Origin of the sequence: Tritonibacter mobilis F1926 (genome assembly GCF_000376545.2) — a bacterium.
In the GTDB taxonomy this organism is placed as follows: domain Bacteria; phylum Pseudomonadota; class Alphaproteobacteria; order Rhodobacterales; family Rhodobacteraceae; genus Epibacterium; species Epibacterium mobile.
On sequence record NZ_CP015230.1, the window covers coordinates 2253770 to 2267195 of the forward strand.

At 58.4% G+C, this 13426-nt stretch carries 8 protein-coding genes; 2 read left to right on the plus strand and 6 right to left on the minus strand.

What is annotated here, in order from left to right:
• The first annotated feature begins 43 nt into the window (after positions 1-43).
• Entirely contained in the window at positions 44-1510 is a 1467-nt protein-coding gene (locus K529_RS10710) for a glycosyltransferase family 2 protein (protein ID WP_040642312.1), read from the plus strand.
• A gap of 6 nt (positions 1511-1516) precedes the next feature.
• Positions 1517-3286 (plus strand): FkbM family methyltransferase, encoded by a 1770-nt coding sequence (locus K529_RS10715; RefSeq protein ID WP_005620932.1) that lies wholly within the window; start codon positions 1517-1519, stop codon positions 3284-3286.
• A gap of 62 nt (positions 3287-3348) precedes the next feature.
• On the opposite strand, the gene K529_RS10720 is transcribed toward K529_RS10715, so the two are convergent.
• From K529_RS10720 to tssK, 6 genes are read right to left on the minus strand one after another with little or no spacing between them, the layout of a single operon-like run.
• Entirely contained in the window at positions 3349-5415 is a 2067-nt protein-coding gene (locus tag K529_RS10720; RefSeq protein ID WP_005620930.1) for a serine/threonine protein kinase, read from the minus strand.
• Positions 5412-6197 carry a PP2C family protein-serine/threonine phosphatase gene (locus K529_RS10725; protein WP_005620928.1) on the minus strand — a complete coding sequence of 262 codons (786 nt, stop codon included), beginning with the start codon at positions 6195-6197 and terminating at the stop codon, positions 5412-5414. The genes K529_RS10720 and K529_RS10725 overlap by 4 nt, the downstream gene beginning before the upstream one ends.
• Complete coding sequence (gene tagF / locus K529_RS10730; RefSeq protein ID WP_005620926.1) at positions 6197-6862, minus strand: type VI secretion system-associated protein TagF; 666 nt, start codon at positions 6860-6862, stop codon at positions 6197-6199. Before tagF ends, K529_RS10725 begins: the two co-directional genes overlap by 1 nt.
• A 5-nt stretch (positions 6863-6867) precedes the next feature.
• Positions 6868-10500 carry a type VI secretion system membrane subunit TssM gene (gene tssM / locus K529_RS10735; RefSeq protein ID WP_005620924.1) on the minus strand — a complete coding sequence of 1211 codons (3633 nt, stop codon included), beginning with the start codon at positions 10498-10500 and terminating at the stop codon, positions 6868-6870.
• A 1-nt stretch (position 10501) separates the two neighbouring features.
• Positions 10502-12061, minus strand: a complete 1560-nt coding sequence (gene icmH / locus K529_RS10740) for a type IVB secretion system protein IcmH/DotU (protein WP_046002620.1) — start codon at positions 12059-12061, stop codon at positions 10502-10504.
• The gene (tssK, locus tag K529_RS10745) at positions 12061-13395 is read right to left on the minus strand and encodes a type VI secretion system baseplate subunit TssK (protein ID WP_005638310.1); all 1335 of its coding nucleotides are present in this window, start codon (positions 13393-13395) and stop codon (positions 12061-12063) included. Before tssK ends, icmH begins: the two co-directional genes overlap by 1 nt.
• Positions 13396-13426: the final 31 nt, after the last annotated feature.

Here is a 13426-nt window from a genome sequence, read left to right on the forward strand (position 1 = left end):
AACCGACGTTCAGCCTTCCCCTAACGGAATGGCGGAGGAAACCGTGCTAGATTCGACCCTATCAGACAACTCAAGCTGCCTGATTTTTATGCCGGCGCGAAACTGTGAGATGTTCGCGGCAGAAGCCATCAGGAGTGTGTCACGTCAGACTATGGATGATGTCTTCATTCTCTACGTCAACGACGCATCGGAAGACCAAACAGGCGATATCGCGCAGCATTACCTGAAAGAGCTCTTTCCAGGTCGGCATGCGTATATCCGCAATGAAACGCGCATTGGGAAGTCTCATAACATCTGGAAACACTTGAGACCGCGAGCGGGTGAGGCCGAATTCATCGGGATTTTGGATGCCGACGACCAGCTTGCAGATATGACTATCTTGGACAAACTGGCGCAAAGATACGGTGCCGGCAAAGACGTGGTTTGGACCAATTATTTTACGGATAACGGGCATCGCGGCATGAACGCGGCGCTGGATCCGGAGCTCTCTCCGCGCAAGCAGAGATGGAGCACCAGCCATTTCTTCAGTTTCCGCGCCGCTTTGCTGAAGAACATCCCCGAAAGCTACTATAAAGATCAGGAAGGAAATTGGTTTCAAGGCGCATGCGATGTGGCCTTGGCGCTTCCTATTCTGGATCAGACGCGCAACTACGAATTCATCCCCACACCGGCCTATCGGTATACGTCCAGCAATCACCTGTCGTTGCACAACAGCACCCCAAAGGTGAATGCGATCACGTCAAAGATCCAGCTGCAAAACTCAAACCAAGTTTTTGCAAAACCACCCCTTCCCCTTTTTACCAATGCCAAGGTTGAGGAATCCGTTTCCATGCACCAGCCAGACACCACAGCCACGCATTCTGCTGCCCCGCTCTCGACCGACATCTGGAGCGAGAAGGCAGCGCAACTGCTAATCGCGCGCCACCCCACACTACTGAGCGCACAAGCAATCTGTCGTGCAGATCATCTCTCAGCCCTGCAACTTTGGTCCATCAGCGAGTTGTTGCAATCAGCCAGTGGCGATTGCCTTTTTATCGGCGCCCCGGATACTGCGCTGATTTTGACCGCACTCGCGAAAGACACGCCAGAGATCCACCTGACCTGCCTCGTCGAAGAGAAAGAGGACGCGCCGCATTTGCGGGCACGCCTTGCATTGTTGGGGCTGTCAGAGCAAACCAAGGTGATCTCAGGCCCTCTTGCCAAGGTAGAAATGAACCAGCAGAGCTGTTTTTTCCCCGCATGCACCGAACTGGAGGGGCTTGCACCGCTTTCCTTGATCGTCGTCGATGGACGCGCCTCCGAGAATGTGGAAACTTATACAGCGATTGCGCTTCCCGCGGTCTCTGAGCACCTCGCTGAGCGATCCTTCCACTTCTGTGCGCTGACGGGTGAAGTTTCGACAGCACAAAAAATTGCGACCACCTTGGGGCAACTTACGGTTGGTCTGGAATTTTGCACCGGCGCGCTCGGCGGGACGGGTCTTGTGTGTTTTCCTGCAAATCAGGAGTAACGACCAATGGGCCTTATGACCTCTTCGCAAGCAATATCAAAACACGCCAAAGGCGGCCGCGCGAATACCGCCGCCACTAAGTCGATAAAGCGTTTCACCGCATATAATGTGGATATTGCGCTGAGCCTGCCCACGACAACCGATCATGTCCAACGCACCATTCGCGAGAACGGCGTATTTTATGAGCAGCAAATGCTCGCAGAGCTGTCCGCACTTTTGCCCGAGTCCCCCTGCATCGTGGATGTGGGGGCCGATATTGGCAATTACAGCCTGTTTTTCGCCCTTATCGCAGGCGCGCGTACCATCTGTTTTGAAGCAGACCCGCAGGTCTTCAGCACACTCGAGCAAAACATCGCGCTGAATGACATGGCAACCCAGGTCGAACCGCACGAGGTCTCACTGGGTGCGGAACCTGCGTCGGGCACTAGCGAACATGTTGCGACCCTAGATACATATCTGGCTGATCAACATGTCGATTTGATACGCCTCGCCCCTAGCGGAACAGAAGCGGACGTATTGCGTGGTGCCACCGCCGTTTTGGAACACAGCCAGCCGATGGTCGCTGTTCAGCCCGCATCACTTGAGGCGCTTGCCGAGATTGAGGCACTGCTGCGTCCTTTTGGGTATCGCAAAACTCGAAGATATGGCGACGCACCTGTTTTCCTGTTTGAAAAAGGGCTGAAAGCAAGTGCGGATCAAGGGTCGTACACTCAGCAAATTTTGGAGAGCGTCAAACACAGCCTCCCGCAAACTACCGGTATTTATGCAGGTCTTTCGACAACGTCGGGAAATGAAGTGGCGCTACGCGCAAGCGTCATGTCTCTTTTGCCGCAGGTAGACGGTTTATTCGTCTACCTCGCAGGATATTCCGAGGCACCGAGCTTCCTGAATAAGTTTGACAAAATCAAATATACCATCAGCGAAGAAACCCCGGACTTCAGTGAGGTTGGACGCTTTTGGGGTTTGGGTCAGGTTGAAGATGCGGTCTTTGTCACATGTAGTGACGAGATCATCTACCCCACTGATTTTACCGCGCGCATGGTCGCCGAACTGGCGCAAACCAAAGGCATGGGCATGGTCTGTGTCGAAGGCACACTCTTGGTTCAAGCGACCGGGGATGCCCAGTCGCAGCCCGCCAGCAGCAGCTTTGCATTGGAGCGAGAACTGATCCGCCGCCGATGCGTACATATCCCTGCGACAACAGCCTGCGCCTTTCACACCAAAACTGTTCCAGTCTCTTTTGCAGAGTGCGATCCGGGCATCCCTGCAGATGCACAGATTGCCACTTACGCGGAGACGCATAATATCTCACGCTATGTGATCCCCAGACCAGCCGCGTGGTTGCAAACCCTCAAGACCGAGCGCAGGACTGCGGGCAAAACCGACAAGGGAGCGCTGAGGACTATCCCGCCGCTCTCTCTTGCATCCTCCGAGGATCGCGTGCCTATAATCGTGCTGTCTCTTGAAAAAGACGACAACATCATCTCGGCACTGAGCGCTTTGAAACCTAAGGTCAGAGACTTGGCGCTGTGCATTGTCTGTGATGCCGCAACGGACCGCCTGAAGACGCTTGTCTCTCAGCATCAGTGCAAATGGGAAATCCACCTATTGGAACGAAAATCTCCGCTCTCAGAGTTTTATCAAAAGCTATTGGAAGAGAATGCTGAGCGGACCACCTATCTGGAGGTTCGAGGCCGAGGGTTGGAACCGCTCACTCTTGACGATGGCCCAAAGGAGTGGATCGACGCGACATTCCAAAAGAATGAGCACTCTTAAATCCATCGCGCCTTAGCACGGCCCCAACTGACAAATAGGAAGCAGGCGCAGCACAGTGCCTGCTATTCCTGATCTGGAACCTCACCCGTATCTTCCGGCGATGCTTCGGAAACCGGGTTGAGGCGCACATAGGCAAGGGCCGCGCTGGCTTCGAGGTTTTTACTGCGGATTTCATCGAGAATCTCTGGCAAGACGCGCGCGCTCGAACTGCCGTTTCGCAACAAGGCCGCACGGGTAAGAGGCGTGCTGCTGGACACCGCAAGGATCAACTGCGGTGCAGCCTCGGCTCCCTGCGCCAGTGTCAGCCCAAAGTCCAGCGTATAGCCTCCAGAACCGGTACTGCTGAGACGCTGTGTCAGATTGTAGAGATTTCCATTGGGACCTACGAGCGCCACCCAAACAGGCCGCCCCACCTGACTGTTTATCCGCGCCTGCAGGGCCGCGCCGCTTTCAACCTCGTCGGCCGAGAGTGACAGACCAATCGGGTGCGGCCAACGCCCTTGCAACCTGCGCACAAAGTCCAACGCACTGCATTGCTCAGAATTGACCTCGCGAGGCAACACCGATGGCCGTGCGCCAAACCGTTCCTCATAGGCCGCAGGTAACCCCTCAAAGCCGCCATCGGTGGTCGAATATGTTTCTATCCGACCCGCATTCTGACCTGTAGACAGCCGTGTGCTGAAACTACACGCTCCGGTGTCGAGCAATGCCAGGAACCCCTCTCTGGTATCACCCGCAACCGAAGGGAGATCACCATTGGAGGCAGCCGATGTGTTCTCCTCCTGCGCCGCAGTTTGTTGCTCTGCACCCACATTGAGTACCCCGGATTGCCACGCGTACCAGCCGCCACCGGCAGCCACCACACAAAGCAACCCCGCCCACAACACCCCATTCCGGCGTTTGGGTGGCTCCTCCTGAAATGGGTTCGGGGCAATAGTTTGCGCCGTAGGGTAAGCAGAGACATGTGATGTATGGGCAGGTGTTGGCACCTGTAGCCCGGTCATAGTCCCTTGCGGTGGCAGCGACAAATGTGACGCCGTTGTTGCGCCAGCCTGTCCAATATTGTGCGGAGTGAAACCATCTTGAAAATAATGCGCAGGAATTGCTGAGGGGTTTTCCAGATAGTTCAGCACATCGCGCATCGTGGCGGGGCGATGGGTGGGATCTGGCTCCAGCATATGAGACAAGAGCGGGCGAAACTGCGACGGAACATCACTGAGATCAGGAATCTTGCGGCGTGCTTCGACCGCTTCAACGATGGAGCTGCCCATATCCAGCGGCTTGCCCCGCAACGCAGCCGCAGCAAGCAGACCCAATCCGTAGACATCCACCGCCGCCCCCATCTGTCCCCCGAAGTGGCCCAGCTGTTCCGGCGCGACATATTTGAATTTTCCGGCAAATTGCCCGGCGATGGTCCCTTCCGAGAGGGTTTGCGCCTTGGCGATGCCAAAATCGATCAGGCGCGCCTCGCTAATGATACCGCTGGCGAGCATAACGTTGTCGGGAGAAAGATCTCGGTGCACCACCCCCTTGGCATGCGCCTTGGCAAGCCCGTTGGCGATACGCTCAATCAGCGTCTGCCCTGCCGCAGCAGGTAACGCACCATATTGGCGTATGTGATCGGACAGCGGAATGCCGTCGATGAACTCCATCACCAGAAAATAACGGTCCAGATCACGATCATGAACATAGTTGTAATAGCGCACGATCGCATCGTCGTGCAGCAGACGCAGGGTACGCGCCTCGCGGCGAAACATCTCGCTGGCTTGTGCATCCCGGATCAGATCCGGGCGGATCGCCTTGATCGCCACGGGGTCTTCGGTTCCGACCTCGACGCCGCGATAGACCTCGCCCATGCCGCCACTCTTGAGCGCCGCTTGGATTCGGTAGTTATTGTTGATGACCGTCCCCGGAGCCAGGGTGATCTGTGCCGGATCTTTGATCTCAGTTGTCGTCGGCGCAGGGACCGGTTGCAACTCGGTTGCCTCACTCCCCTCTGGGACGGACGGCGAAGACGGCATCGGTGCCGGAGGCGATGAAGGATCAGCAGCGATCAGGCGCGTTCGCTCGTCATCCTCGTCGTGGACCTCAGGCGTGAGGTCGTCTTCGGGCTTATCTGCATCACTCATGCGAGGTCATCCAGGACATCTTCATCCAATGCATCGACCTCACCAATTGGGGCCTGAGTACAGCGGAGTGCAACCACGGTGACATTGTCCTTCGCACCTCTTGCGAGCGTTTCGCGGATCAATTCATCGCAGGCCTGTTGCGGCGGCAGAGCGGCAAGACACTGTGCAATCTCGTGGTCCTTCATATGTTCTGTCAGGCCGTCTGAGCACAACAGCAACACATCTCCCGATTGCAGCTGCCCCTGAATCTGGTCGCATTTCACAGTGTCATCGACCCCTACAGCGCGGGTGATTACATTCTTGCGCGGCCAGTTTTCGGCCTCTGTTTCCGAGATGGTTCCCGCCGCCAGCAATGCGTTGACTTCGGTGTGATCGCGCGTTTGCTGCACCAATTGCCCCGCACGGTGCAAATACACGCGACTGTCGCCCGCCGAGATACAGGAAAACGTCGGCCCATGCGCCAGCACGATCACAACAGTTGCGCCAATGGTGCTGCCACCAAGCTCCGCACTGCGCGCCCGGATCACATCATTGGCCCGATGCAGCCGCTCCATTGTCCGCGCGACCAGATCTTCTGGCGAGACAGCGCAGCCTACCGTGTCGAGATATCGCACGATGGTCTGGCTTGCAAAATCACCGGCAGCGTGACCGCCCATGCCATCCGCGACGACCCACAAGCCAAGGTCAGGACGGGCGAGCAGTGAATCTTCGTTGATCTCGCGGCGACACCCAACATCCGTTGCAAGGCCTGTCTCAAACCCGAACTTCAGCGCATTTGTCATCACTCGGCCCCTTCGCGCGCAAGAGGTGCTCCGGCTAATAGCCAATGCAATGCCGCAGCAGATGGAAGACCGGCACAGCCAAGCCAGACTGCGGCCTTTGTTTCCGTCGCAGGAGACCACCAGTAACTACGGTTGAGCAATGCGCGTTCTGCATCTGCCCCGCCCGCAGCGTCTAACAGCGCGGCCAGGTCACCATTGGGCTGATGCGCCCAAAGAGTGTCTCCGGTGCGGGCGGTTTCCTCATCCTCCTCAGGGAGTTGTAATTGCAACCCATCCAGCAAGGCAGACCCACCCTGCCCCGGCTGCATCGCCGAGAAATGCGCCGAAAGCGCCTCATAAGCCGACTGGTCGCCATCCGTGATCGGGGCTGCGACCGCGGCGCCCTGAGCGATCAAAATCAACGGGTAGCGCCGCCCGGCCCGATCTTGAGAGCACCGCATCACCCCCATCAAACTGCGCCCAAGCACCGCGCGCCCGATCCAGAACCTCAGATCCTGCGCCTGTTGCCAGAACGCGGGCCACGCCTGCCCTTGCTGGTCACGGATCTCTGCCAGAGCCTGTTCTAACCACGTCTCCAAATGCTCAATGACAGATGTCTCGACATTGGCGCGCAGGAAGTCCCCATATCCCGGGTGTTTTCCCAATAGTCCAATTTGGGCTGTCATAGGCGTTACTCCAGCGAAATCGGGCAGGAAAAATTCGTCAGCTCCGGCATCAGGAAGGGTACCGTGGTACTGTCAAACTCAATCCGGTAGTTGATGGAACGCCCGCCGATTTCGTGACGCACGTCCACAACATTGCCCGTCACCTTGGCGCGCCCACGGCGCAAGAAGTTTACAATGTCCCAACGCCCATCCGCAAAACTAAGGGTGGAATCGCGGTTGCGTTTTTCAGGGAACAGCTGGACCGAGACACCAGAGGATTGCCCCGGCCAAGAGAGCGCTGCCGGGCTGCTGCCGGGCTGGGTACGCACGGAGGCACCGTTCACGGACAACACGGCAAGCTCGACCGAAGGCGATGAATCCGTATGAATCACAGACATCCCCACTTCGGGTTCCGGCGCCCCCGTGGCAAAGAAAGCCAGTTGGATCGCCTGCGCATTATCAAATTGACGCAAGGTCTGTGGGGACAGTCGTTGCCCAATGGCGCTACCGGGTGCGGGACGCAAGCCATCCGGCGTGCGGATCACATGTGGCTGCAGATAGGAGCTGTAATAGCGATCCATGCGCCCACCGGGACCGAAGAACTGACCAAACACCGCAGGCGACACATGCCGGCCGCCCCCAAACGGGAACAGCGGCGCGATGAAATCGCGGCAAAACTGGCTAACATCATCGTTAAGCGCCCGGTTGAGCTGCGCCATTGATGCATCCTGCGCCTCAGAACGGAACTCCGTTTCGGCCTCATTGAGCAGACGAGCCAGCGGTGCGGGCAAGGCTGTGTTGTTCATGGTGAGCGCAAGAAGCGTCTCGTTCAACATCACCTCATCTGCAGGCGTCGGCGCGACTGCCGCCTGACGGCGATTTTCACGCAGATCCCCCAGCGACGCGAGGACGATATCGATAGGACGCTGACCCGGTTCACCTTTAAGCAGGCTATGCCATTGGGCAAAATCGTTGGAAATCCGCTCCACCTGACGGCGTTGCACATCCTCAGCGCCCGCCTGACCAGCGGCCCCGGCCTGCGCCTGCACCTTGCTGCTGTTGCGGAAACTGTCCATTGCGACCCGCTGGAACACGCCGGACTGGCTGTAGATCCGGCTAAAGACCGCATCCCCCATGCTGGCGCTCAAATCGCCGCCAGAGGCAGCAACCGCAGCTGGGTCAAGGTTGTCGAGTTGCTCATAGAGACGCACCAGACGGGTTTCGCTCTCGATGGCCTGCACGAGGTTGAGGAGCGGGGACCCCACTGGCGAAGACGCCGCCGCAAGGGCCGCATATTGCGGTGCATCTTCGGACATGCTTTTCAGGCCGATCCGCGCCAACATTTCTTTCCATGCTGCCGTGAATTCCAGCCGGTACATCCGGTGCAGCTCGCCCTCAAGACCCGCAAGCTGGGTGTCATAGCCGACGCGCGTTGCAGCCTCGCCCAACACCCATTGATCCTCGCGCAGGCGGCTGCGCGCAGAGGTCAACTCTTCCAGGAAATAGCCCCAATACCCCTCAAAGGTATAAAGCGCAGGCACCCCGACCGTATTCAGCGGCGCGCCATCGGTGGTGTCCAGAACCTGTTGCACATTTCCTTGCAGGCGCTCCACCAAGTTGAAGTCGGCGATACCGGAGGTCGCCACGCGTTCCTTGATCGAGGCATAAGCCTGATCGGCAAGCGGAAGATTCACGATAGATTCTCTGGCTTTACGCAGAATTTCCGGGTCAATCCCAATTTCAGGCCTGCGATCCCCATCCAGCGCCAACATAGCGGTAAGGTGCGCCTTCAACTGCTCGCGCTCATCATACTGCCCGGTGGAATTGAACTGCGCGCGCCACAGCGTTTCAAAGTAGTTCACCACAGCCGCATCATTGGCTTCTGCGTCGCCCTGCCCTTCACCGCCAAGCAGCAAATAAACCTTGAGCGCGCGGTAGACTTCCGCCGTTTCCTCATCCGCGATGAGCTGCGGAATAGCGTTTTCCATGTGCAGGATCAGGCGCGGGCGCAACATACGCTCCAGCCCGTCGGAGTATGCTCGCTCTGTCGCACCAGACAATTCCTGATACCGCGAAAGCCCCATACCTTCCCAGAAGCTGGGCTCGCGCGTGTCTCCGTAACCGGTGGTCATATCTCGCAAATCCTGCAGATATGGCATCACTGCAGAGGGATCACTGTCGTCGATCACTGAACGTGACAGCTCGTTGCGAGCCGCATCAAAAAACGCCACCGCATCCTTTTCCGCACTACGGGTAAGGGTCGCGTTCTGCCAGTAGCTATAGCCAAAAGCCCCGACGGTGCCGAGCGTGGCAAGCACAATGGAGATCAACGCAGCACTGCGCAAAACAGCGGTGCGACGCATCGCGATGCGATCATACCCGACCCAATCACGTTCCTCGAAAATCACCTTTTTGATGAGGTCGTGCAAGAAATAGGATTTGCCCTTCCCCGACATGAAAGCGGGCTGGAACATGTCGCTGCTGTCACTGTTGCGGGACATCTCGCCCAGCACCTGATCGACGGGCGTGCCCTCTTGTGTGCCAGAGGTAAAATAGAACCCGCGCAGGATGGCATTGGTCTTGTAGCGGGTTGGTTCGAACACCACCCGCAGGAATTCACAGATATTGTCGCGCAGCATTCCCATCTGACCCGGCAGGCCAAAGATCGCGATACGGCTGGCACCGTCCGGCTCTTCATTCATGCGGTCGATGACCTCATCAGAGAGACGGCTCAGGAGCAGATCGAATTCCGTGCCCGCTTGTTTGTAGGTATCAAGCTGGCGGTCCTTGGTCTGAAAGGTCACACCCCAAGCTGCTTTGCGTCTGCTCAGGCTGAAACTGGAGAAATACTCCCTAAAGCCTGCAACCAGATCCGCTTTGGTGAACAGCACATAGACCGGGAAGTCGATGCGCAGCACCTCGTGGATTTCCGCCAGACGCGCCCGCACGGTTGCCGCATGCGCCGCGATTGTCTCGCTGGAGCCCGACATCATGTCTTCGATTGAAAACGCAAGGATCACGCCATTGACCGGCTGATCCGGGCGGCCCTTTTTCAACAAACCAAGGAACGCGTCCCAGCTGGCCTTGTCCGCTGCGGCGTCACTGTCGTGCATCGTATAGCGACCGGCGGTATCAATCAGCACCGCATCTTCGGCAAACCAGAAATCGCAATTGCGCGTCCCGCCAAAACCCTGCGCCTTGTCCGGGAGTGCCTCTTGGCCGGGAAACTCGATCCCTGCATTGGTTAGCGCCGTGGTTTTCCCGGCTGCCGGAGGACCGATGATCACATACCATGGCAGATCGTAGAGATAGTTCTTACCGCCCGCTTTTTTCAGCTTCGCCATCGCCTCTTGCATACGTTCCGTCAGGACGGAGGCATCCCCCACGGGTTCATGCAGCAAGCTGTCTTCGAGTTCCTGCGCGCGGCGGCGACGGCGGCGCCAGCGGATGCCATAAACCAGCGCAAGAACCGCAAGGAAGATGCCAATAACCATGGCGCGGAACCAGATCGATGCGGCCAGCGCAAAGCCCGTCATCGGAAAGCCAAACCAGATCGCGGCGATCAATGCCAGCACGCCAAGGATGGCAAATGCCACCCGCGCCCAAGGCTTTTTCATCCAGCGAAACATCTGGCTAAAGAGGTTGAAGAACCAGCGCATATCAGTTCTCTCTCGGGATCAGAATTTCGACGCGCCGATTGCGGGCGCGGCCTTCACGGGTGCCATTGTCTGCGATCGGATCAACCGGGCCTTTGCCCTCGACCGTGATGCGATCAGGGGTCTCAAGCTGTGCCGCCAAAAGGTCAGCAACGGTCTGTGCGCGCGCCTTTGAAAGCTGCTCGTTTGATTTAAACCGCCCGCGACCGGACATCGGCACACTGTCGGTGTGACCCACGACACGGATCGGCCCTTGCTCTGCATTGAGCGCCTTCGCAGCCGATGCGATCAAAGAGTCGATATCGCTGGTCAGATCTTCGGAGCCGGAGCGGAACCGCAGCGCCTCGCTCACCCGGATCAGCACCCAATCGTTGGTCCGATCGAGTTCAATCTGACCGGTTTCCAGCTCACTCTCCAGCGCGGCTGACAGACGCTCCATCTGCGTGCTCGGTGGTGCTTCATAGGGGCGCACAACGGGTTGCGTGCGTTCGATTGCAATGCTTGGCTGACCACGGTGCAGCGCCAGGATGCCGTCCCGCACCTCAGCGCTTTGTTGGGTCAGCACGGTCGACAGCGTTGCAAAAAGCCCGGTCACCACAACTGCCGACAGGCTCAATGCGATCCAAAGCGGCAGTTTGCCCTGATTGCGACGCCCGCCCATGGGAACCGCGCTCCAACGCGGCGAAATATCATCATCGGGACGAGGCTGCACACGGCGCAGGGTTTCGTAAATCGCGTTACGAATGCGGGCGCTTTCCACCGCGCCGTTGGGCATGGCTCTGTATTGTCCCTCAAACCCGAGCGACAGACAGGTGAGCATCAGTTCCAACAGATGGAACCGTTGGCCGGGCGCGCGCATGGCCTCATCCATTTTCTGGAAGAACCCCACGCCGGACGAGCGATCACCGAAGAACCGCGCCGCCATCGAGTATTCCTGCCACATGCCGCGATTGGCTCCGGGCAGGTTCTGCACGATATCATCCGCGGTTGCCGACAGCGCGTATTTCGCGTCAAGCACATCCTGCGACGGCAGCCCCTCGGCCTGTGCACGGCGTTCAAACCCGTCAATCTCGCGGGTGACGTGGTCAATCAGTGGGCCCGCCTGCATTTCGACCAATCCGGTCCGCAAACGTCCCAGCAACACCAAGAGATCCGCAGATGCCGCGATCAGGGGGTTAGAGGACTTGCCGGCGCCGCTGCCCTTGGCGTTCAACGCATCGGCAAGAGAGATCCGAGGCTGTTGGTGGGCGTGCTGGTGCTGCGGTGCTTGTCCGATTTCGGGGAAAATCCCGTTCCCGGCTGCTGCCTGCCCGGTGCCCGGCGTGTAATAGGGCTGCTGTGGTGCCGGGCGCGGCGGTTGCGCCGCAGGCATTGGCGCAGGCTGGGGCTGCGGCGCAAGCGGCCCACGGTGCCACGTATCATCCGGCGACGGAGGGGCATAGCCCCCGCCCGGCGCTGGCGGAGGTTTGGGTTGCCCGAACACGGTTTTTTCCGGCGCGGATCGCGGCGGAGACACAGGTGAGATCGGCTGACCAAATACCGTCTTGTCGTCGTCGTCCGACATTACGCCCCCTCTGGCACTGCCCAGCATTCCAGTTTCATATCAGGCCAATTGCCCGCAAAATGCATGCCGATGGCCGGTGCGGTGGAGAACTCGCGCCACAGATCCGAGGATTTATCCAACAGGAAGTAGACACTGGTCGACACCACACGGATCTGACGCGGTGGATTGGGCAGATGCACCAATCCAATCCCCGGCAAGTTGTTGCTGACGATCTGTTTCATCGCCGTCGACGGTCCCACCTTGCACAAGCGCGGGAATTCCTGCTGTACCTGTGTCAGCGGCAACCCGGAGGAGACCTCAATCACGAATGTAGCCTTGGCAAATAGGCTGCGGTCGTTGACCAGCGCCGCATAAGAATTCGCACGCACCTCGTTGAGCGGCAGGCGCACTGCACGCCCTACGTCACGGGCCAGCAATTGCTGGATATCCTGCACAAGCGCTGTGAAGCCGCTGCGGCTGGCCTGGTGGTCGTAGCGCGCATAATCCGGTGCCTTGCGCGCGCCATGATCAAAGGTCGAAAGCTCGCCAGCCAGTGCCAGAAGTTTCTCATAGAGCCGCTCCGGGTGGAGATTGGCGAGTCCCTGCATATGCCGCAGCACCGGCAACTCCCGGTTCAACACCATCAGCATCAGGTAGTCCGTCGCTTGCATACCGCCGCCAGAGGTCGGATCAGCAGCAAACCGGGCAAGCGTGTCCAGTTTTGCTTCGATCCAGCCAATCACACGGCTAAGATACCCCTCATAGGCCGGATGCACGCGCGTCACCAACCCAACGGGTGGAACAGTATCATCCAACGTCACGATGCCATCGCGCATCTCGATGATACGGCCAAGGCGGATGTTCTGGTATCCGGGGCGCGGCGTTTTGCGCAGCACCAGTTCCAGCCGGGGTTGCGCAATTTCCACCAGATGCTCTGAACGGCTGTTGGAGGCGTTGTTGACCACCGTCTCCGCATCCAAAACGTAGCGTGTTGCCGCATCCGCAGCAGCGGGCGACACATCCTGCCCACTGACGCTTGCATCTGGCAAAGTCAGCCACACGTCCAGCCCCTGCGCTTCATCCTCGGGCACCGATACCGGAACCGGTAACGGCACCGAACCGGGCGCGTCAAAAGCGATCCCATCGGGCATGATCCCGGCCACTGCACGCAGGCCGATCTTTCCCTGCTGCGCCAAATCCCGATCAAACCGTAATTCGCTCACCCCCCAAGGATAGGGCGTGATGGTCGCCGTGCGTTCCCGCAACTGGTGTTCCAGATAGCGGTCTGCTTGCTGTAGATGATGTGGTTGAAGGAAGAGCCCCTCTTTCCACGCGACTTTACTGAAATTCGACATGTGCTGTTCAATCGCTTCTGTTTAACAAGGA